This window comes from Ornithinimicrobium pekingense DSM 21552 (assembly GCF_000421185.1).
Taxonomy (GTDB): domain Bacteria; phylum Actinomycetota; class Actinomycetes; order Actinomycetales; family Dermatophilaceae; genus Ornithinicoccus; species Ornithinicoccus pekingensis.
The window spans coordinates 139,362-158,433 of sequence record NZ_ATWJ01000002.1; the positions used below are offsets into that span (position 1 = coordinate 139,362).

Sequence of the window (19,072 nt, forward strand, 5' to 3'; positions counted from 1 at the left end):
TGGCCTGTGGACGTCTTCTCCGCCCTGGCGGACCCGGTGCGTCGCGGCCTGCTGGAGCAGCTCGCGCGCGACGGGGCCGTGCGCGTCGTCGACCTCACCGTCGGACGGGGGATCTCGCGGCCGGCCGTGAGCCGGCACCTGCGCGTGCTCGGGGAGGCCGGCCTGGTGCGCGCCCGCGACCACGGCCGGGAGCGGCACTACGAGCTCGTCGCCGGCCCTCTGGACGAGGTCGTCTCCTGGGCGCACCGCGTGGCCGCGCCCCCGCCGCGTCCACCCCTGGCTGACCACCAGCTCGACGCCCTCGACCTCGAGGTCCGTCGGACCGTCCGCGAGCGCGCCGCGCGCGAGACGTCCTCGGGTGCACGGCATACCGACGGCTCGCCCGTCACGGCAGACCCACCCCCCACGGCAGGAGAGAGCGCATGACCATCACCGGACGACCCGAGACCCGCGGCGGTCAGGAGCACCTGGTCCTGACCCGCACCTTCTCCGCCCCCGTCGAGGACGTGTGGGCCGCCGTGACCAAGTCCGAGCGCCTCGGCCGCTGGTTCGGCACGTGGAGCGGCGACCCGGCCGACGGCGAGGTGCGGGTGCGGTGGGACTTCGAGGACGAGGTGGCCGACGAGGTCTACGTCATCGACGCCTGCGAGGCGCCGCACCACCTGCGCGCCCACAACCGGGGCGACGACCCGGCCCAGGTGTGGACGCTGGACCTGCGGCTGCGGGAGGAGGGCGGGCGCACCGTGCTGGACCTCGCCCAGGTGATGAACGCCGACCTGCCCGTCACCGACGTGGGACCGGGCTGGGAGTACTACCTGGACCGGCTGGAGGACAGCGTCCGCACGGGCGAGGTCAGCACCGTGGGGTGGGACGGCTACCTCGAGCTGGGCCCGGAGTATGCCGCCGCCTTCGGGGCGGGCGGGCGTCCCGGGTCAGCGGCGGGCTGAGGGCCGGGCGCCCGCGGGCCCGGCGGCGCGGTCGCGGCGGCCGAGCCACAGGGCGAGCAGCACCCCGGCGGCGGCGCCGAAGAGGTGGCCCTGCCAGGAGACCCCGGCCTGCAGGGGCAGCACGCCCCACAGCAGCCCGCCGTAGAGCACGACCACGAGCAGGCCGACCAGCACGGGCAGCAGGCGTCGGGCGACGAACCCGTAGACGGCGAGGAAGGCCGCATACCCGTAGACGACGCCGCTGGCGCCGATGACGACGGTGCGGGGCGCGCCGAGCAGCCAGACGGCCGCGCCCCCGAGCAGCACGACCCCGGCGGTGACGATCCACAGGTGCCGGGTGGTCCAGGCCAGCAGCGCGCCGAGCACGAGCAGCCCGGAGGTGTTGGCGACCAGGTGCGCCAGCCCCAGGTGCAGGAAGGGGCTCAGGACGATCCCGGTGAGCCCGTCCAGGTCGCGCGGCCGGATGCCGTAGCCGTCCAGCTGCAGCGGGGTGAGCAGGTCGAGCAGCTCGCTGACCCACATCAGACCCACGAGAACGAGCACGGGGACCACGCGGTGCAGCCAGGTGGGCAGGCTCGGCGACGAGGAGGCGGTCGGGCGGGGCGGGCGCCGGGAGGTGGTCACGGGTCAAGCCTGCCACCGGACGCGGCGGCGGCGACGCTCAGGAGCGCGGGGCCTCCACGGCGCGCAGGGACCACAGCTGCCAGGCGGCGTGGGCCGCGAGCGCGCCGCCACCGAGCGTGAGCACCAGGCCCGGGCCGGGGATCCAGCCCTGCATCCCGACGAGGCCCAGCATGTGGACCAGCTGCCAGATCGGCAGGACGATGCAGATCGCGGCGGCGACGACGGCCTGGAGGACGGCGAGGACCCGCACCGGCACGAGGGCGCCGGCGAGGGCGAGCATGCCCACCGTCGCGGTCCACAGGCCGGGGCCGCGCATCCCGGTCACCGTGCCCAGCGGTGTGTAGAGCCAGGGGAGGAAGGCGCCCACGATCATGAGCACGCTCGCGGCGAGCAACCGCAGCTGCCCGGGCATCTTGCGCCGGCGGGTCGGGGCGGGAGCGGTCTGGGTGGCCATCGGGTTCAGCCTATCGTCGGGCGGTGCGGGCCGGGGAGGGTCGAGGTATGCGGTGCGCCTGCCCGGCACGGTCGCGGTGGGACGGGCCGTGGCCGTGCCGGGCAGGAGTGGTGCGACTCCGGGTGCCGTCAGTGGTGGTGACGGCCCGGGTCGTCGTGGTGCTCCCCGTGCAGGAGCTCGTCGTCCAGCGCCCCGGTCGCGTGGGCCGCCACGAGCTCGCTGCGGCCCGGGTAGCGCACCTCCTCGACCACGCGCTGCATGGTCTCGGTCGGCTTGGGGGTGAACTGCGAGACGATGATCGTCACCGCGAAGTTGATCAGCATGCCGACCACGCCGAAGCTGGCGGCCGTGATCCCGAAGATCCCGTCGCTGCCGCCGTAGATCGGCAGCGTCCAGATCTGGTAGGCCAGGGTCGTGACCAGACCGGCTGCCATGCCGGCGGCCGCTCCCATCGCCGTGGCTCTCTTCCAGAAGATCCCGAGGAACAGGATCGGGAAGAAGCTGGCCGCTCCCAGGCCGAACGCCAGCGCGACCACCTGCGCCACGAACCCGGGCGGGTTGATGCCCAGGTAGCCGGCGACGACGATCGCGGCCCCCATGGCGATGCGCCCGACCATCAGCTGACGGGCCTCGGTGGCGCCCGGGTTGATCCGCTTGAAGTAGACGTCGTTGGCGACCGAGGAGGAGATGACCAGCAGCAGGCCCGAGGCCGTCGACAGGGCCGCGGCCAGGCCACCGGCGGCGACCAGACCCACGATGGGTGCGGGCAGCCCGGCGATCTCCGGCGTGGCCAGGACGACGATGTCGTTGTTGATGGCCAGCTCGGTGCCCTCGCCCAGCGCGCCGGCGACGTCGATGATGCCGTTGCCGTTGAGGTCGTCGACCGTGATCAGGCCGACGTCCTGCCAGGACTGGAACCACGCCGGCACCTGGTCCACGGCGGTGCCGGGGATCTGGTTGAGGATGTTGAACTTGCTGAACGCACCGACGGCCGGGGCCGTGGTGTAGAGCAGCGAGATGAAGAACAGCGCCCACAGCGCGGAGAACCGCGCGGCCCGGACGCTGCGGGCGGTGTAGAACCGGACGATCACGTGCGGCAGGCCGGCGGTGCCGAACATCAGCGTCGCCGTCATCAGGATCATGTTGAGCATGTTCATCTGCGTGAACGGCGAGGTGTACTCGGCCAGGCCGAACTCCGCCTGCAGCGCGTTGAGGTCGCTCATGATCTGGCCGAAGCCCACCTGCGGGATCGGGATGCCGGTGAGCTGCTGGGAGATCGCGACCGCCGGGATGAGGTAGGCCACGATCAGCACGGAGTACTGCGCCACCTGGGTCCAGGTGATGCCCTTCATCCCGCCGAGGACGGCGTAGAGGAAGACGATGACCATGCCGATGATCACACCGAGGGTCTCGTTGACGCCCAGGAAGCGCTGGAACACGACGCCGACGCCGGCCATCTGGCCGGCGACGTAGACGAAGGAGACCACGATCGCGCAGACGACGGCGATGAGCCGGGCCGTCTCGGAGTAGCGGTCACCGACGAAGTCGGGGACCGTGTACTTGCCGAACTTGCGCAGGTAGGGCGCCAGCAGCATGGCCAGCAGCACGTAGCCGCCGGTCCAGCCCATGAGGTAGACCGAGCCGGCGTAGCCGTTGGTGCTCAGCGCGATGATGCCCGCCATCGAGATGAACGACGCCGCGCTCATCCAGTCGGCCGCGATGGCCGCGCCGTTGGCCGGTGCCGGGATGCCGCCGCCGGCGATGTAGAACCCGGCGGTGTCCTTCACCCGGCTGGCGTAGGCGATGTAGATGTAGATGCTGAAGGTGATGACGACGAAGACGAGGGTCCAGATCTGCACGATGCTCATGAGTGGTGGACCCCCTCCTCGTACTCGGTGATCCCGAACTCCTTGTCCAGCGCGTCCATCCGCCACACGTAGATGGCGATGAGCGCGAGGAAGGTCAGGATCGAGCCCTGCTGGGCGAACCAGAAGCCCAGCGGCACGCCCATGAAGGACGTGAGGTTGTTGAGGGGCTCGACGAAGATGATCCCGGCCCCGAAGGACACCAGAGCCCAGACGGTGAGCAGGATCGACATCAGGCGTACGTTGCGGCGCCAGTACTCCCGGCGCTTGTCAGCATCCATCAGGACACCTCCGGGGGTGGCGGTTCTGAACGGGCAGGCACAAGCAGCTCCTTGGGCTGAGGCGGTCCGCCGCGGTCACGGCGGTGTGACAGGGGTCACGCTAGGGCCCGAAAGGCGCTGGTGGGGGGACCTTGCGCAGATTTCTCGGTCAGCGGCGCCCGTGGACCGCCGAGCGGGGCCGGGGACGGGGTGGGCGGACCCTCCCGGCACGACGAACGGTCGGCCTGGCGCGACGAGCGGTCGTCGCGTCCGCCGCCGGGGCCACCGGGACCGCCCGGAAGCCCGCTCAGGGCAGGAGCGTCGAGGCCAGCAGGGAGGCCAGCAGCGCGGTCTGGGCGGTGGCGCCGAGCACGTCGCCGGTGGCTCCGCCGAAGGCGCGTCGGGCGGTGGCGCCGACCACGGCCGCCGCCGCGAGCGCGCCGACCAGCATGGCCAGGCCGCGCCACCCCAGGGCCAGGCAGAGCAGGCCGGGGACCACCCAGGCCACCAGGGTCCGGCGCAGGGTGAGGCCCTCCACCACGCTGCGGCCGGTGCCCTCGGCCCGCGCGTAGGGCAGCGCGAGCGCGACGGGCAGCATGGCGGCCCGGGACAGCGACCAGGCGGTCGCCCCCAGCAGGGCCGCGGTCACCCAGCCGGGGGAGGAGGCCAGCAGCAGGCTCGCCGGGCCGGGCCACGGCATACCCTCGACCGCCGACGGCGGCACCCAGGCCAGCAGCAGGGCGACCTCCAGCAGCAGGGCGAGGGCGACGGCGGCGGTGCCGTAGACCCCGGTGGCCGGGTCCTTCATGATCCGCAGCCGGGTCGCGCGGTCGCTGCCGCCGAGCCCGTCGGCCACGTCGGAGAGGCCGTCGAGGTGCAGCGCGCCGGTCACGACCACCTCCAGCGCGACGACGACCACGACGGCGACGAGGGCCGAGGTCCTGCCGGCCAGCGCCGACGCGAGGAGCAGCAGCGCGGCGCCCAGCAGCGCCCCCACCACGGGGAACCAGGTCGAGGTCCGCGCGAGGTCGACCGCGCGGCGGTGGCCGGCCGGGACCGGGACGCGGGTCAGGAAGGTGACGGCGTCGAGGAAGCCCATGGTCAGGCGGTCGGTCGCTCGTCGTCCAGGCCGAGGTCGGCGAAGCTGCCCATCTCGTGCAGCACGGTCACGGCCGAGCGCAGCACGGGGATGGCCAGGGCGGCCCCGCTGCCCTCGCCCAGGCGCATGCGCAGGTCGAGCACCGGCCGCAGGCCCAGGGCCTGCAGCTGCACCTGATGACCGGGCTCGGGGGACAGGTGCCCGGCCACCATCACGTCGGTGCACGCGGGCGCGAGACGCCACGCGACGAGGGCGGCGGCGGTGGTGATGAACCCGTCGAGGACCACGGGCACCCGCCGGGCGGCGCACCCCAGGACGACGCCGGCCAGCGCCGCGATCTCCAGGCCGCCGACCCGGGCGAGGACGTCCCAGGGGTCGTCGGCGTCCCGGTGCCGGGCCAGGATCGCGTCGACCTTGCGCAGCTTGCGCGCGAACGCCTCACCGGTGACGCCCGTCCCGGGGCCCACGAGGCGGGCGGGGTCGCGGTCCAGGAGCACCGCCGTCAGCGCGCTCGCCGTGGTGGTGTTGCCGATGCCCATCTCCCCGAGCCCGACGAGGTCGACCCCCTCGTCGACGAGGTCGTCGACCAGGGCGACGCCGTGCGCGACGGCCTGCTGGGCCTCGGCCAGGCTCATCGCAGGCCCGGCGGCGCTGTCGGCGGTGCCCGCACGCACACGCCGGTCGAGCACCTGGTTCTGGCCCGGCTGCAGCCGGGGTGCCTCGGCGACCCCGAGGTCGGCCACGACCAGCCGCGCGCCGGCCTGACGCGCGAGCACGCCGACGGCCGAGGTGCCCTCGGCGAAGCTCTGCAGCATCAGCGCGGTGACCTCCTGGGGGTAGGCGCTGACGCCGTCGGCCGCCACGCCGTGGTCGGCCGCGCACACCACGAGGGCGGGTGCGTCCACGTGCGGCTCGGCGGTCCCCTGGATGCCGGCCAGCCGGGCCGCCAGGTGCTCGAGGTCGCCCAGGCTGCGCAGCGGCTTGACCTTGCCGTCCAGGGCGCGGGCGACGGCGGCCGAGGCCTCGGCGTCGAACCGCCCGATGCTGCTCACCGCCTCCTCCACCCGCTCCAGCGGACTCTGCGGGCCGGTCGTCTCGTCGGTCACGGGTCAGTCCTCCACGGGGTCGAGGGTCAGGGTGCGTCCGGCGACCACCAGCTGGGCGAGATCGGCGGAGGCGGCGACGAGTGCGTTGACCCGCCCGAGCCGGTCACGGTAGTCGCGCGAGACCGGGTGCATGGGCACGAGGCCGAGCCCGACCTCGTTGGTCACCACGACCACCGTGCCCGGGTATGCCGCGCCCCACCGGGCGAGCTCGCCCGCCTGCGTCGTCACCACCTGCTCGTCGTCACCGCGCTCCAGAAGGTTGGACACCCACAGCGACAGGCAGTCGACGACGACCGTGCGGTCGGGCGGCAGGGCCGTGACGGCGGCGACCAGCTCCAGGGGTGCCTCGACGGTCGTCCAGCCCTCGGGCCGCTCCGCCCGGTGCCGGGAGATCCGGTCCGCCATCTCGGCGTCGCGCGCCTGCCCGGTGGCCACGAAGACCACCGGGGTGCCGGTGCGCCGGGCGCGGTGCACGGCCAGGGCCGACTTGCCGCTGCGGGCGCCCCCGGTGAGCAGGGTCAGGGTCATCCGGCTCTCCTCGCTGTCCACCGGGCGGTCGCCCGCTCACCGGCCCACGCGGCCAGGCACAGCCCGACCACGGCCAGCTCGACCCGGTCGGCCAGCCGCCGGGCCCGGGCGATGTCGGCGGCCGACGGCCGTGGTCCCTCGCCCAGCCGTGGGCGGGCCTCGTCCCGACCACCGTAGCGAAGCGGCCCGCCGAGCTCGACGCCCAGGGCGGCGGCCACGGCCGTCTCGGCGACGCCGGCGTTCGGGGAGGGGTGGGCGGGGGCGTCCCGGCGCACGAGACGTCGCACCTCACCCGCGCGGCCCGGGGTGACGAGGGCCACGAGGCCGGCGAACGCGCGGGCCGGGGCCCACGCCATACCGTCGTCGAGGCGGGCCGCCGCCCAGCCGTAGCGGTGGTGGCGGGCGGTGCGGTGGCCCACCATCGCGTCCATCGTGTTGGCCGCCCGGTGCCCCAGCGCTCCGGGGGCGCCGGCGGCCAGGGCCCACAGGGCGGGGGCGAGCACCGCGTCGACGGTGTTCTCGGCGAGCGACTCGACGACCGCGGCGCTGAGGCCCGACCTGTCGAGCGATGAGGGGTCGCGGCCGACGAGCATGGGCAGCGTGGCGCGGGCGGCGTCGAGGTCGCCCTCCCGCAGCTGCTGCTCGACGACGGCCGAGGTCGTGCGCAGCATGCGGCCCGCGCCGGCGGTGGCGACCGCGACGGCGGTCGCCCCGGTGTCACCGAGGGCCGCCCGCAGCAGTGTCCCGGCCCCGGCGCCCAGCCCGACGCCGACGGCGGCGTGGAGCAGCCCCCTGGCCCGGCTGTCGGCGTGCAGCCGCCGCTCCACGTGCTGCATCGCGGTGCCGAACCACGCCACCGGGTGCCACCGGTCCGGCGGCTCACCGAGGGCGCGGTCGAGCAGCAGCCCGAGCGCCACGCCCAGGGCTCGCGAGCCGGGGGAGGTCACCACACCGGGCCCGCGCTGCCGTCGGCGTCGGTGCCGGTCCAGGGGTGGGTGAGCAGGCCCGCCCGCACCGCGTCGTGCACGGCGTGCGCGACCCGCCGGCCCCACAGGGACCGGACGCCGGCGAAGGGCACCGCCGCGGGGTCCATGGTCCCGTCCTGTGTGCCGGTGGACGCGTCGGAGGCGGTCGCGGGGCCGGGGCACAGGACCACCACCGCGTCGCTGGCGGTCCCGGTGCCGGGCACGCCGGCCCGCACCAGCACCTGAGCCTTGGCCTCGGTCGCCGTCGCGAGCGCCTGCACGAGCGCCGAGCCGCTCAGCGGCACCGGGAGGGCGACGACGATGTTGACGGTGCCAGGAGGCGCGGGCACATGCTCGTGCACCGCTGTCGTGACACGCCGGTCGTCCCGACGACCACCGTGACACGACAGGACGGCACGAGGGTCGTGCGGCCACGTCGGCCTGGTCACGCCGACGGTGGCCCACGCGCTGACCCCGCCCCGGTGCGCGTGCTCGACCTGGCGCACGTCGGCGGCCGTCAGCAGCGCGCACCCGGGCCCGTCGAGCCCGACGGCGCGGGCCGTCTCCGCGGCCCAGGCGTCGAGGTCGGTGCGGGCGAACCTCCCGTCGACCGTCGCGTTGAGCACCCACCGGGGCTCCACCAGCCCACCGCCGACCGCGGCCGAGGAGAGCGCCCGCCACCCGGCGGGCAGGGCCCACGTGAGGACCTGGTCGTGCCGGGCGAGCTCGGGCAGCGGCGCGTCGGGGGCCGCCGTCACCACCCGGGCTCCTGGCCCGGGAGCGCAGCCTCCCCGGCCAGCGCCAGCAGCCCGTCGACGTCCAGGTGCTCGTCGACCCAGTCGGCCAGGTGCTCGACGTGGGCGTCGAGCGCGTCGTGGTAGGGGGTGCCCGAGGGCACGAACGTCCGGCCGCGCGCGGCGGCCACCTTCCACAGCAGGGCGTGCCGCAGCCGGTCGCTGTCAAAGACGCCGTGCAGGCTGGTCCCGCGGATGTGCCGGTCGGAGACGCAGCCCTCGAGCTCGGGAACGCCGTCGGCGCCGTCGAGCCGGAAGAGGGGCTGCCCGCCCAGCCGGCGCACCTGCCCCCACCGGATCTGGTAGCCCTCGACCGGGATGTCGGTCCCCACCACCTTGCCCCGCGAGCGCCGGACCACCTTGGGCCGCCCGAAGGTGGTCTCGACGGGGAGCAGGCCCAGGCCCTCGACGGTGCCGGCCCCCGACTCCAGGTCGTCGTGGATGACACCGCCGAGCATCTGGTAGCCGGCGCACAGGCCGAAGAGCCGCACGCGCCGGTCCAGGTTCCCCAGCGCCCGGTCCAGGCCCTGCTGCCGCAGCCACCCCAGGTCGGCCACGGTCGCGCGGCTGCCGGGGAGGATGACCAGGTCGGCGTCCTCCAGGTCACCGGGCCGGCTGGCCCACCGCAGCTCCACGGACGGCTCGAGCAGGAGCGGGTCGAGGTCGGAGGGGTTGGCCAGGTGCGGCAGGCGCACGACGGCGACGCGCACCGGGTCGCTGACGTGGCTCACGGGCCGTCGCGCGTCGAGCAGGTCCAGCGAGTCCTCGACGCCGAGCATCAGGTGGTCGCCCAGGTGGGGCAGCACGCCCAGCACCGGCACCCCGGTGCGGCGCTCCAGGTCGGTCAGGCCGTCGGTGATCAGGGCCTTGTCGCCGCGGAAGCAGTTGAGCACGAACCCCCGCAGCCGGCCGCGCAGGTGCTCGGGCAGCAGCGCCCAGGTGCCGTAGGCCGCGGCGAAGGAGCCGCCGCGGTCGACGTCCACCACGAGCACGGCCGGGATCCCCGCTGCGGCCGCCAGCGGCAGGTTGACCACGTCGCGCTCCAGCAGGTTGATCTCGGCCGCCCCGCCGGCCCCCTCGAGCACCACGACGTCGTGGTCGCGGCGCAGGGAGGAGAGGGCCTCGAGGACCACCGGGCGCACCCGGGCGGCGCGCTCGCCATACCCGACCGCGTCGTCGACGCCCACCTCCTCGCCCATCACGACCACGTGCGAGGTGCTGTCGGCCGAGGGCTTGAGCAGCACCGGTCCCATGCGGCGGTCGGTCTCGACGCGCGCGGCGAGCGCCTGCAGCGCCTGCGCGCGCCCGATCTCCCCGCCGTCGGTGGTGACGGCGGCGTGGTTGGACATGTTCTGCGCCTTGAACGGCGCCACCCGCAGCCCCCGCCGCGCCAGGGCACGGCACAGTGACGCCACCACGGTCGACTTGCCTGCGCCGCTGGTCGTCCCGACGACCATCACGGCTCCCCCTGTGGTGGAGGGGCGCGTCGTCGCTGCCCTTCCGGCCATGAGTCCTTTCCCGGTCCTGTCTGTGCCCAGCCCGGCACGTCCACGTGCCACGGCTCGCGCGAGAGCGCACTGCACCACGGTAGCGGTCATCGGGCTCCCGTGCCGGGTTTCGGGGTCGTCCTGGCTGCTCAGCGCGGGTCCGGGCGCTGCGGGAGTCACGACACCTCGAAGCCGGCGTCCGCCGCCCGGCGCCTGCCGGCCAGCGGCACCGGGGCGGAGGGGCGGGTATGGCGTGACGCCCGCGGCTCGGGCACGACCACCAGGTGGCCGTCGAGCTCGTGGACCCGCACCGGGTGGCCGTAGACGCGGGAGACGAGCGAGGCGTCGAGCACGTCGACGGGTGCGCCGAGCGCGGCCAGCGACCCCCGGTCCAGCAGCGCCAGCCGGTCGGCGTAGCGGGCCGCGGTGCCCAGGTCGTGCATGGCGGCGACCACGGTCAGCCCGTCCTCGCGGCGCAGCTCGTCGACCAGCTCGAGCACCTCGACCTGGTGGCCGACGTCGAGGGCGCTGGTCGGCTCGTCGAGCAGGAGCACCGGAGACTGCTGCGCCAGGGCGCGCGCGATGACGACGCGCTGGGCCTCGCCGCCGGAGAGCTGCCGCACGGCGCGGCCGGCGAACGAGGTCAGCCCGAGCCGGCGCAGGACGTCGGTGGCGACCCTGCGGTCCGCGCGTGACTCCGAGCTGAGCCAGCCCAGGTGCGCGGTGCGGCCGAGGAGGACGTACTCCACGACGGTCATCCCCGCCGGCAGCTCCGGCGACTGCGGCATGAGCGAGAGGTCGGTCGGCCCGGGCGGCACCCCGGTGCCGAGCTCGACGGTCCCCGTGCTGGGCACCAGGCCGACCAGTGCCCGCAGCAGGGTCGACTTGCCGGAGCCGTTGGGGCCGATGAGGCCGAGCCACTCGCCGGTGTGCAGCTCGAGGTCGATCCCGCGCAGCACCTCGGTGCCGTCGTAGGCCACCCGCAGGTCGTGCACGCGGACGGCGCTGGAGGGGGTCAGGCTGGCGGTGCTCATACGTCGTGCCTCCCCCGCCACAGGACGACGCAGAAGAACGGCGCACCGACGAAGGCCGTGATGATGCCGACCGGCAGCTCGGCGGGGGCGGCGAGCGTGCGGGCGCCGATGTCGGTCAGCGCCAGGAAGGACGCGCCGACCAGGGCCGACAGCGGCACGATCACCCGGTAGGAGTGGCCGACGAGCAGCCGGACCACGTGCGGGGTGACCAGCCCGACGAAGGCGATGAGGCCGCTGACCGACACCGCCGCGGCCGTGATGAGCGTGGCTGCCGTGACGACGACCAGCCGGGACCTCGCCGGGTGCAGCCCGAGCGCACGCGCCTCGTCGTCCCCCAGGCGCAGCACGTCGAGGTGCCGGGCGTGCAGGAGCAGCACGGCACCGGCGAGCACCACGTAGGGCAGCAGCAGCGTCACCGGCTGCCAGCCGTGGGTGGCCAGGCGCCCGAACAGCCAGGACAGCACCTCGCGGGAGCGCGACTCGTCGAGCTTCTGCAGCGCGTAGGTCTGGGAGGCGGAGAACAGCGCGGCCATCGCGACGCCCGCCAGCAGCAGGGTCGCCGGGTCGCGGAAGGAGCCTCGCGCCACCACCACCGACCCGGTGACGGCGAGCAGCGCCCCGACGAAGGCCGCCGCGGGCAGCGCCCCCACCGGGCCCCAGGACAGGTCGAGCCCGAAGCCCAGGGCGAGCACCGCGCCCAGCCCGGCGCCCGCAGACACCCCGAGCAGGTAGGGGTCGGCGAGCGGGTTGCGGAAGACGCCCTGGTAGCCGGCGCCGGCCATCGCCAGCGAGGCACCCACGAGCGCGCCGAGGACCGTGCGCGGCAACCGGATCTGCCACAGCAGCGACTCCTGCTGCGGGGTGAGCGTCGAGGCGACGTCCACGCCGGGCACGGCCCCCGCGAACGAGCGCACGACACCCTCCAGGGGCAGCCCGGCGGCACCCTGCGAGACAGACGCCAGGGCGACCAGCAGCAGCACGGCCAGGGCGCCGAGCACGGCCGCGAGCGGGAGCCGGAAGGCGCGCTCGGCCGCCTGGTCCAGCGGGTCGACCGGACGGGGTGGGTGGGTGGTGGTCATCGGGTATGCCGTGCGCCCGTCGCGGGGCTGCTCGGGGCTGCGTCGGCCGTCAGCGGCCGACGGGCTCGCCGGCGGGGACCTCGGCCATCGCGTCCGCGAGGGCCTGGACCAGCTGGGGCAGGCGCGGACCCCAACGCGAGGAGATGTCGGCGTCGACGGCGACGATGTTGCCGTTGCGCACCGCGTCCACCTCGCTCCAGCCGGGACGGGCGGCGACGTCCTCGGCGGTGTAGGCGGCCTGGTCGGAGATGACGATCAGCTGCGGGTTCGACTCCACGACCGCCTCCTCGGTCAGCTGTGGGTAGCCGGTGCCCTCGGCGTCGGCCTCGTCGGCGACGTTGACCGCGCCGAGCTCGCTGTAGACCGAGCCGATGAAGCTGGCGCTGCTGGCGGCGAAGAGCGTCTCGTCGAGCTCGTGGTAGACCCGCACAGGGGAGTCCGGGGCGTCCTCGAGCGCCGCGGCGACGCCGTCGCGCAGCTGCTGCACGGCCGCGGCCGTCTCGTCGACGTGACCGGTGGCCAGGCCCAGGTCGGCCATGCCGGCGTAGCCGCTCTCGAGGTCGGCCGGGGCCGGGTTGACCAGCACGGGGATGTCGAGCTCGCCCAGTCCGGCGACGAGGTCGTTGATGTCGTTGGAGATGACCACGAGGTCGGGCTCGTAGCCGACGATCGCCTCCACGTTGGGCTCGAAGCCGGACAGGTCGGTCGTGGGCGCCTCCGCCGGGAAGGTGGAGAACTCGTCGGCCGCCACCACCTGGTCGCCCGCGCCGATGGCGAAGAGGATCTCGGTGGCCGAGGGCGACAGGGAGACGATGCGCTCCGGGCGCTCCTCGATGACGACGTCGCCCGCGGGGCCGGGGATCGTCACGGGGAAGTCGGCGGCCGAGGCGTCGCCGGCGGCCGTGGTGCTCGCCGCGGCGTCGTCAGCGGACTCGGGCGACGTGGTGGTGCCCGCCGGGTCGGGGGTCTGGTCCGCGGCGCCGGTGGCGTCCTGCTCGGTGGAGCAGCCGGTCAGCAGCAGCGCCAGGGCGGCGGCAGCAGCCGTGGTGGCGCGGAGGGAGGCGGAGGGTCTGGGTGTCATGGTGCATCTCCTGTCGTCGAGGTCTGGTGCTGCTCGAGCGACAGGCCGCAGGGCTCCGCCGTCCGAACCGGCCCTTAGGTCCTCGAGGGCGAGTGGTTACGGATCGCCAGGCAGTTCGACCGGACTCGGCCCCCTCGACCTGGGTCGGTCGGGATGCTCCACCGTTGCGGGACAGTGCCGGTTTCTCACCGGACTTCGTCTGCGTGACCCGATCACCATACCCCCTCGCGGTGCAGGCCGGGACGGGCCTCAGGCGCGGCGGAGGGCGGCCTCGAGACGGTCCAGCCCCGCCTCGTCGGGGACCGCGATCCGGGCGGTGCCCGGCAGGCCGAAGCTGGTGCAGTCGCGGACCAGCACGCCGTGCGGGGCCAGGCGGGCCCGCAGGCCCGGCTCCTCGACGAGGACCCAGGGTGCGTCCGCGGCGCGGACGGCAAGCCCGTGCGCGCGGAGCAGGTCGGCCAGCTGGGCCCGCAGCGTGGCGACCGCGCCCGCCCATCGGGTCAGGTCGGCCGACTCGAGCAGGTCCGGCAGCACGGCGAGGGCGAGCGTGCTCACCGACCAGTGCGGCTGGTGCTCCGCGCACCGGCGCACGACCTCCGGGTCGGCGACGACATACCCCAGGCGCAGCCCGGGGCAGGCGAAGGTCTTGGTGAGGGAGCCGACCACGGTGACGCCCTCCCGGTCTGCGGTCCAGCGTCCGGTGGCCAGCGCGTAGAAGGCCTCGTCCCAGACGTCGGCGTGCTCGCCCGGTGCCGCCAGCCGACCGGTCGGGCTGTGCGGGTCCGTCCGCCACCGGACCTCGTCGCCCGCCATGGTGCCGCCCCGGCCCCTGCCCCGGCCCAGGCGTGGGTGCAGGCCGAACTCCGGCTCGCTGCGCACGTGCCCGCCCAGGACCCGCGTGACCAGGTGGATCGCCTCGCTGCCGCCGTTGGTGAGCAGGACGCGCGCCGGCTCGACGTCCAGGACCTGGGCCAGAAGGGTGGTCGCGGGACCCGCGTCGGGGTAGCGGTGCAGGGCGTCCAGGTGCCGCCGCACGAGGGGCCCGACAGGTGGCGCCACGGGGTTCATGTTCTGCGACAGGTCGACCAGCTCGGCGGGGTCCAGGCCGAGGGCGGCGGCCACCGCCGGACCGTCACCACCGTGCGCTCCGGCAGCCGGAAGGGTCACAGATCGGTCTCCAGAGGCGAAAATCGTTGATCTGACGCGGGTTCGTGGGCGCGTCGGTTGGCAATAGCCCGCAACATCTGCTTACCGTGAGGCGACCATATGGGCCGATGAAAGGGCTGTACACATGAGCAAGAAGGTTATCGTCGAGGCCGTCGCCCGCGAGGCGGGCATGACCCAGGCTGCTGCCGACAAGGTCGTCAGCGCCGTTCTCGACGCCATCGGCGCCGAGCTCGCCAAGGGCGAGAAGGTCTCCTTCCCCGGCTTCGGCACCTTCGAGGTGCGCGAGCGCGCCGCCCGCACCGGGCGCAACCCGCAGACGGGCGCCGAGATCCAGATCGCCGCGAGCAAGGCGCCGGCGTTCAAGGCGGGCTCCAAGCTGAAGGAGCGCGTCTCCGGCTGACGCCGCGACAGCGTGTCCCGACGCCCCGCCCGTTGTCCTGACGGGCGGGGCGTCGGCGTTCCTGCGACCGGGGAACGTGGTGTTCGCCGCCTGTCAGCGACCGGGGAGCGTGGTGTTCGCCGCCTGTCAGCGGGTCACGTCGTCGAGGTGGTGCTCGATGTCGTGCAGCATGTAGATCGCGAGCGTCTCCACCGTGAAGGCCGTGCCCGACCGTGACCCGCGGTGCTGCCACCGCTCCCCCTCGACGGCGTCGAACGCCCTGGCCGTGGTGTCGATCTCCCCGGCGTACTCCTGCGCCACGCGCGCCGGGTCCTGCAGGTCGTAGCGGTCCTTCACCGCCGCCTCGTCCTGATCCCAGCCCTCGAACGTCGCCCCGTCCTCGGCGAGCATCAGCTCGAGCCGTCCCCGCATCACGCGCAGCACGTCGCGGCTGTGCGCGCCGTACTCCAGCGGCGACCACGTCGCCGGGTCCGGCCGCTCGCGCACGTCGGTGCGGGCCAGCTGCTCGCGCCACGGCGCCTCGGTGGCCCGAAGACGGTCGCCCGTCGTGGTGACGTCGTAGGAGGGGTCGAACCCGCACTCGGTGCATCCCTGGCTGATGACGACGGTCCAGTCCTTGGTGTCCGGCTCGATCTGCTGCGGCTGCTCCATCTCCATACCTCGATCGTGGCACACCGTCCCCGGGCCGGCGCGGTGTCCGACGCCGTCCTCAACCAGGTGGTTGACAAGAGATGAGGGACGGCTCTAGGGTAGTTCAACCAGTTAGTTGAGAAAGGTGTTCTGGCTATGACCGACCGGCTCTCCCAGGCGTTCAGCGCCCTGGCCGATCCCACCCGGCGGGACATCGTCGCGCGGCTCACGGCCGGCGACGCCACCGTCGGGGAGCTCGCGGAGCCCTACGACATGAGCCTGCAGGCCGTCTCCAAGCACCTCAAGGTGCTCGAGGAGGCCGGGCTCGTCACCCGTGGCCGGGACGCCCAACGGCGCCCGGTCCACCTCGAGGCGGAGGTCTTCGACCTGATGACGAGGTGGATCGAGCGCTACCAGCGCCGGGCGGAGGAGCGCTACCAGCGTCTCGACACCGTCCTGGCCGACCTGCAGGGGCGTGACACCGCGCCCGACCTGACGGAGGACACCGCATGACCACCACCGACAGCCCTACCGGTACCCGTTACGACACGGCCGCGATCGAGGCCGACCAGCACGTCCCGGCGGTGCACATCACCCGCGACTTCGACGCCACACCCGAGCAGCTCCTGCGGGCGCACACGGACCCGGACCTGTTCGTCCGGTGGATCGGCCCGGACAGCACCTCGACCCGGATCGACCACTGGGACGCGCGGACGCTCGGCTCCTACCGCTACGTCAACGTGCACGAGGGCAACGAGTACGCCTTCCGCGGCACTTTCCCCGAGATCAGCGAGCGCCGGCTCGTGCAGACGTTCTGCTTCGAGGAGATGCCCGAGGCGATCGCGCTGGAGACGATGTCGTTCGAGGATCTCGGGGGCGGCCGCACCCGGTTGCACGCCTTCTCGCTGTGCGACTCGTTCGAGGGTCGCGACGGGATGCTCGCCTCGGGCATGGAGGTCGGCGTGCACGAGGGCTACGCCAAGCTGGACCGGCTCCTGGCCGAGGGTGCCGTCTGAGGGGATGACCCGCGTGACGTGGGAGCAGCTGGCCGCCGCGACCCTGGCCCGTCAGTTCCCGGACGACCTCGCCCGGGGCGGCGGGCCGGAGGACGTCGCGCAGGCCCTGGACCGGATCGGCCCGGTCCAGTCGCAGACCGCGCGATCTCCATACCTGGCGCTCGCCGCCCGGCGCTCCGGCGTGACGTACGAGGCGGTCGGCACGACCTACGAGGATGCCGCGATCGTGCGCGGCAGCACCCTGCGCGGGACGGTCCACACCAACACCCCGTCCGACCACGTGCTGCTCGAGGTGGCGACCCGGCTCGGCCAGCGCACGCTCTGGGCGCGGTCGCTGCGGCTCGACCGGACAACCCTCGAGCAGGTGTGGGAGGCGACGGAGACCTACGCCCGTGAGGAGTGGCGCACGCCGGCCGAGCTGCATACCCACCTGCGCTCCTGGCTCGACGAGCACGACCCGGGGCACGGCGCGCGCCTGGACGACACCGCCGGCCGCTATCTGGGCTTCGGCCACGGAGGCCTGCTGCGGCGCCCGTTGCGGGGTGGCTGGGAGGGCCAGGGTGCGCCCGGCTACCGCGCGGCGCGAGCCGTGCTGGGCGATGCCGCGGCGCGGGACGCCGCCCTCGCCGACCCGCACACCGCTCTCGTGGCCCTCGTGCGCCGGCACCTGGCCTGCCACGGGCCGGCGAGCCGCCGCGACCTGGCGTGGTGGTCCGGGGTCGGTCTGCGGGCGGTCGACGCGGCGCTGGCGGGGATCCCCGGGCTGGTGACCTCGGTGGCGCCCGACGGGCAGGAGGTGCACGACCTGCCGGGTATGCCGTCCGGCGCCGGCGCGCACCCGGCCGAGGTCGTGCCGGGCGTGCGGCTGCTGCCCGAGTTCGACGCGCTGCTGTGCGCCTACGACCCGCCCGCGCGGACCCGGTTCGTCGACCCAGAGCACTATCGGGTGCTCTGGACGCAGGAGAACGGCCTGCTGCGCTCGCCGCTCCTGGTCGATGGTCGCCTGACCGGTCACTGGCGCGCCGAGGGCAGCGGCCGCCGGCGCACCTGCGTCGTCACCTGGTTCGCCGGCACCCGCCGCCCCCGGAAGGCCGAGGTGGAGGAGCAGATGGCCCGGGTGGCGACGGCATACCCCGTGACCTGGACCGGCCTGGAGGTCGTGCGCGCCTGAGCTCGGTGGCAGCTAGCCTGATCGGCATGCAGGTCCGTCCCGATCCCGCCGTCCCGCGCACCTGGGAGCGTTTCGTGGCGGTGGGCGACTCGTTCACCGAGGGCATGGTCGACGCTCATCCGGGGCGCGACGGGGAGTACGTCGGCTGGGCCGACCGCGTCGCGGCCGCGCTCGCCGCCCGCAACGCCGGGCTCGACCGGCCGTTCGGCTACGCCAACCTGGCGATCCGCGGCCGGATGATCGGGGCCATCATCGACGAGCAGCTCGAGCCCGCGCTGGCGCTGACCCCGGACCTCGTGAGCCTGTCCGCCGGCGGCAACGACGTGCTGCGGCCCCGGGTCTCGGTCGAGTCCGTGATCGCCAGGCTGGAGGCGGCGGTCGAGCAGATCCGCGGCACCGGCGCCGACGTCATGCTCGTCACCGCGCCCAACCTCTCGTGGGCGCCGCTGGTCAGCCGGGTGCACCCGCGGCTCGTGGAGTACACCGCCGAGCTGTGGGCCGTCGGGCAGCGCACCGGCGCGTTCGTCGTCGACATCTACACGATGCGGTCGCTGCGGGACCCGCGCATGTACGGAGCCGACCGGATCCACCTCAGCTCCGAAGGGCACGCGCGGGTCGCCGCGCAGGCGCTGTGGACCCTCGGTATGCCGTTCGAGGTGCGGGACTGGGTGGACCCGCTCGACCCGGCGCCGCCGCTGAGCCGCTTCGAGTCGCTGCAGGCCAACCGCGAGTGGGTGGCCGGGCACCTCCGGCCCTGGATCCGGCGCCGGCTGCGCGGAGAGTCCTCGGGGGACCACCGCGTGCCCAAGCGGCCCGAGATCCTGCCGGTCGAGGTCGACCTGACGGGGCAGGACGGCCCGTAGGCCGACCGCGCCGGACGCGGTCGCCGGGTCCGTGACCCCGTGCTGGTCGGGCGTGTGCGCTGGTCAGCGGGTCTGTCGGTGGTGGGTGGTTGGGTGTGGGTATGTGGCCGGCGCGGGAGTGGGTGAGGGTGGCTGGGACGTCCCAGTGCGAGCCCGATGTGCCGCCGTGGCGTCGGCACGGCTACCGCGAGCCGGCCGCGCCGCGCGCCGAGGCGGTGGCGACCGCAGCACCGGTGGCGACCGCAGGACCGGGGCGGGTGGTGTGGGCTGAGCATCCGGGGTGGGGTGACCCGTTGGATCCGGAGAGTCTGGCGCACGAGGTGCTGGTCCAGGACGCGTTCGAGGCGTTGACCGCGGGCATGGTCGCCGAGGCGCGGGAGGCGGCCGTGGCGGCTGAGGCGGCGCGCCCGCGGGGTGAGGTCCTCGGTGAGGCGCTGGGCCAGGCGGCCGGGGGGATGGCGCGGGCCGGTGAGGTGCTGGGCGAGGTGGCCCGGGTCGCCTC

At 74.5% G+C, this 19,072-nt stretch carries 23 protein-coding genes; 8 read left to right on the plus strand and 15 right to left on the minus strand.

The window, feature by feature from the left end:
* Positions 1 to 6 precede the first annotated feature (6 nt).
* The gene (locus tag K330_RS18485) at positions 7 to 426 is read left to right on the plus strand and encodes an ArsR/SmtB family transcription factor (RefSeq protein ID WP_022920144.1); all 420 of its coding nucleotides are present in this window, start codon (positions 7 to 9) and stop codon (positions 424 to 426) included.
* Positions 423 to 947, plus strand: a complete 525-nt coding sequence (locus K330_RS18490; RefSeq protein WP_022920145.1) for an SRPBCC domain-containing protein — start codon at positions 423 to 425, stop codon at positions 945 to 947. Before K330_RS18485 ends, K330_RS18490 begins: the two co-directional genes overlap by 4 nt.
* Here K330_RS18490 and K330_RS18495 read toward each other — a convergent pair.
* The 14 genes from K330_RS18495 to K330_RS0101860 form a co-directional block, all read right to left on the minus strand.
* On the minus strand, positions 933 to 1,571 hold the full coding sequence (locus tag K330_RS18495; RefSeq protein WP_022920146.1) for a rhomboid family intramembrane serine protease: 639 nt from the start codon (positions 1,569 to 1,571) through the stop codon (positions 933 to 935). The genes K330_RS18490 and K330_RS18495 overlap by 15 nt on opposite strands.
* Before the next feature lie 37 nt (positions 1,572 to 1,608).
* Positions 1,609 to 2,025 carry a hypothetical protein gene (locus K330_RS0101800; protein ID WP_022920147.1) on the minus strand — a complete coding sequence of 139 codons (417 nt, stop codon included), beginning with the start codon at positions 2,023 to 2,025 and terminating at the stop codon, positions 1,609 to 1,611.
* 128 nt (positions 2,026 to 2,153) lie between these two features.
* A complete protein-coding gene (locus K330_RS0101805; RefSeq protein WP_022920148.1) occupies positions 2,154 to 3,893 on the minus strand; it encodes a sodium:solute symporter family protein in 1,740 nt (579 codons plus the stop codon).
* Positions 3,890 to 4,171: a DUF4212 domain-containing protein gene (locus tag K330_RS0101810; protein WP_022920149.1), complete on the minus strand. Its 282-nt coding sequence runs from the start codon at positions 4,169 to 4,171 to the stop codon at positions 3,890 to 3,892. The genes K330_RS0101805 and K330_RS0101810 overlap by 4 nt, the downstream gene beginning before the upstream one ends.
* A 286-nt stretch (positions 4,172 to 4,457) precedes the next feature.
* Positions 4,458 to 5,249, minus strand: a complete 792-nt coding sequence (locus K330_RS0101815; RefSeq protein ID WP_022920150.1) for an adenosylcobinamide-GDP ribazoletransferase — start codon at positions 5,247 to 5,249, stop codon at positions 4,458 to 4,460.
* A 2-nt stretch (positions 5,250 to 5,251) separates the two neighbouring features.
* The gene (gene cobT, locus K330_RS0101820; RefSeq protein ID WP_022920151.1) at positions 5,252 to 6,355 is read right to left on the minus strand and encodes a nicotinate-nucleotide--dimethylbenzimidazole phosphoribosyltransferase; all 1,104 of its coding nucleotides are present in this window, start codon (positions 6,353 to 6,355) and stop codon (positions 5,252 to 5,254) included.
* A gap of 3 nt (positions 6,356 to 6,358) precedes the next feature.
* Positions 6,359 to 6,883, minus strand: coding sequence for a bifunctional adenosylcobinamide kinase/adenosylcobinamide-phosphate guanylyltransferase (gene cobU, locus K330_RS0101825; RefSeq protein WP_022920152.1), 525 nt, complete (start codon positions 6,881 to 6,883; stop codon positions 6,359 to 6,361).
* Complete coding sequence (gene cbiB / locus K330_RS0101830; protein WP_022920153.1) at positions 6,880 to 7,833, minus strand: adenosylcobinamide-phosphate synthase CbiB; 954 nt, start codon at positions 7,831 to 7,833, stop codon at positions 6,880 to 6,882. Before cbiB ends, cobU begins: the two co-directional genes overlap by 4 nt.
* Positions 7,827 to 8,609: an adenosylcobinamide amidohydrolase gene (locus tag K330_RS18500; protein WP_022920154.1), complete on the minus strand. Its 783-nt coding sequence runs from the start codon at positions 8,607 to 8,609 to the stop codon at positions 7,827 to 7,829. The genes cbiB and K330_RS18500 overlap by 7 nt, the downstream gene beginning before the upstream one ends.
* Positions 8,603 to 10,099 carry a cobyric acid synthase gene (locus tag K330_RS0101840; protein WP_040657577.1) on the minus strand — a complete coding sequence of 499 codons (1,497 nt, stop codon included), beginning with the start codon at positions 10,097 to 10,099 and terminating at the stop codon, positions 8,603 to 8,605. Before K330_RS0101840 ends, K330_RS18500 begins: the two co-directional genes overlap by 7 nt.
* A gap of 206 nt (positions 10,100 to 10,305) precedes the next feature.
* Positions 10,306 to 11,163 (minus strand): ABC transporter ATP-binding protein, encoded by an 858-nt coding sequence (locus K330_RS18505; protein ID WP_051145417.1) that lies wholly within the window; start codon positions 11,161 to 11,163, stop codon positions 10,306 to 10,308.
* Positions 11,160 to 12,242, minus strand: coding sequence for a FecCD family ABC transporter permease (locus tag K330_RS0101850; protein WP_022920158.1), 1,083 nt, complete (start codon positions 12,240 to 12,242; stop codon positions 11,160 to 11,162). Before K330_RS0101850 ends, K330_RS18505 begins: the two co-directional genes overlap by 4 nt.
* A 49-nt stretch (positions 12,243 to 12,291) precedes the next feature.
* Positions 12,292 to 13,323 carry an ABC transporter substrate-binding protein gene (locus K330_RS0101855; protein ID WP_022920159.1) on the minus strand — a complete coding sequence of 344 codons (1,032 nt, stop codon included), beginning with the start codon at positions 13,321 to 13,323 and terminating at the stop codon, positions 12,292 to 12,294.
* Between the two features lie 249 nt (positions 13,324 to 13,572).
* Positions 13,573 to 14,445 (minus strand): aminotransferase class I/II-fold pyridoxal phosphate-dependent enzyme, encoded by an 873-nt coding sequence (locus tag K330_RS0101860; RefSeq protein WP_040657578.1) that lies wholly within the window; start codon positions 14,443 to 14,445, stop codon positions 13,573 to 13,575.
* 169 nt (positions 14,446 to 14,614) lie between these two features.
* Between K330_RS0101860 and K330_RS0101865 the strand changes: the two genes are divergently transcribed.
* Positions 14,615 to 14,890, plus strand: coding sequence for an HU family DNA-binding protein (locus K330_RS0101865; RefSeq protein WP_022920161.1), 276 nt, complete (start codon positions 14,615 to 14,617; stop codon positions 14,888 to 14,890).
* Positions 14,891 to 15,016: 126 nt separating this feature from the next.
* Here the strand turns inward: K330_RS0101865 and K330_RS0101870 are convergent, their stop codons facing one another.
* A complete protein-coding gene (locus K330_RS0101870; protein ID WP_022920162.1) occupies positions 15,017 to 15,547 on the minus strand; it encodes a DinB family protein in 531 nt (176 codons plus the stop codon).
* 129 nt (positions 15,548 to 15,676) lie between these two features.
* Here K330_RS0101870 and K330_RS0101875 point away from each other — a divergent pair, with 129 nt between their 5' ends.
* From K330_RS0101875 to K330_RS22365, 5 genes are all read left to right on the plus strand, one after another.
* Entirely contained in the window at positions 15,677 to 16,033 is a 357-nt protein-coding gene (locus K330_RS0101875; RefSeq protein WP_022920163.1) for an ArsR/SmtB family transcription factor, read from the plus strand.
* Positions 16,030 to 16,536: an SRPBCC family protein gene (locus K330_RS0101880; protein WP_022920164.1), complete on the plus strand. Its 507-nt coding sequence runs from the start codon at positions 16,030 to 16,032 to the stop codon at positions 16,534 to 16,536. The genes K330_RS0101875 and K330_RS0101880 overlap by 4 nt, the downstream gene beginning before the upstream one ends.
* Positions 16,537 to 16,540: 4 nt before the next feature.
* Positions 16,541 to 17,707 carry a winged helix DNA-binding domain-containing protein gene (locus K330_RS0101885; protein WP_022920165.1) on the plus strand — a complete coding sequence of 389 codons (1,167 nt, stop codon included), beginning with the start codon at positions 16,541 to 16,543 and terminating at the stop codon, positions 17,705 to 17,707.
* Between the two features lie 26 nt (positions 17,708 to 17,733).
* Positions 17,734 to 18,570: an SGNH/GDSL hydrolase family protein gene (locus K330_RS0101890; protein ID WP_022920166.1), complete on the plus strand. Its 837-nt coding sequence runs from the start codon at positions 17,734 to 17,736 to the stop codon at positions 18,568 to 18,570.
* A gap of 128 nt (positions 18,571 to 18,698) precedes the next feature.
* Positions 18,699 to 19,072: hypothetical protein (locus tag K330_RS22365; protein ID WP_202804484.1), on the plus strand; the 374-nt coding region annotated here is incomplete at its 3' end.

Bases quoted from the DNA above. Each gene is read 5' to 3' on its own strand.
- K330_RS18490 (WP_022920145.1), top strand. From the start codon at position 423: ATGACCATCACCGGACGACCCGAGACCCGCGGCGGTCAGGAGCACCTG.
- K330_RS0101800 (WP_022920147.1), bottom strand. From the start codon at position 2,025: ATGGCCACCCAGACCGCTCCCGCCCCGACCCGCCGGCGCAAGATGCCC.
- K330_RS0101805 (WP_022920148.1), bottom strand. From the start codon at position 3,893: ATGAGCATCGTGCAGATCTGGACCCTCGTCTTCGTCGTCATCACCTTC.
- K330_RS0101810 (WP_022920149.1), bottom strand. From the start codon at position 4,171: ATGGATGCTGACAAGCGCCGGGAGTACTGGCGCCGCAACGTACGCCTG.
- K330_RS0101815 (WP_022920150.1), bottom strand. From the start codon at position 5,249: ATGGGCTTCCTCGACGCCGTCACCTTCCTGACCCGCGTCCCGGTCCCG.
- cobU (WP_022920152.1), bottom strand. From the start codon at position 6,883: ATGACCCTGACCCTGCTCACCGGGGGCGCCCGCAGCGGCAAGTCGGCC.
- K330_RS0101840 (WP_040657577.1), bottom strand. From the start codon at position 10,099: ATGGTCGTCGGGACGACCAGCGGCGCAGGCAAGTCGACCGTGGTGGCG.
- K330_RS18505 (WP_051145417.1), bottom strand. From the start codon at position 11,163: ATGAGCACCGCCAGCCTGACCCCCTCCAGCGCCGTCCGCGTGCACGAC.
- K330_RS0101850 (WP_022920158.1), bottom strand. From the start codon at position 12,242: ATGACCACCACCCACCCACCCCGTCCGGTCGACCCGCTGGACCAGGCG.
- K330_RS0101855 (WP_022920159.1), bottom strand. From the start codon at position 13,323: ATGACACCCAGACCCTCCGCCTCCCTCCGCGCCACCACGGCTGCTGCC.
- K330_RS0101865 (WP_022920161.1), top strand. From the start codon at position 14,615: ATGAGCAAGAAGGTTATCGTCGAGGCCGTCGCCCGCGAGGCGGGCATG.
- K330_RS0101870 (WP_022920162.1), bottom strand. From the start codon at position 15,547: ATGGAGATGGAGCAGCCGCAGCAGATCGAGCCGGACACCAAGGACTGG.
- K330_RS0101875 (WP_022920163.1), top strand. From the start codon at position 15,677: ATGACCGACCGGCTCTCCCAGGCGTTCAGCGCCCTGGCCGATCCCACC.
- K330_RS0101880 (WP_022920164.1), top strand. From the start codon at position 16,030: ATGACCACCACCGACAGCCCTACCGGTACCCGTTACGACACGGCCGCG.
- K330_RS0101885 (WP_022920165.1), top strand. From the start codon at position 16,541: ATGACCCGCGTGACGTGGGAGCAGCTGGCCGCCGCGACCCTGGCCCGT.
- K330_RS0101890 (WP_022920166.1), top strand. From the start codon at position 17,734: ATGCAGGTCCGTCCCGATCCCGCCGTCCCGCGCACCTGGGAGCGTTTC.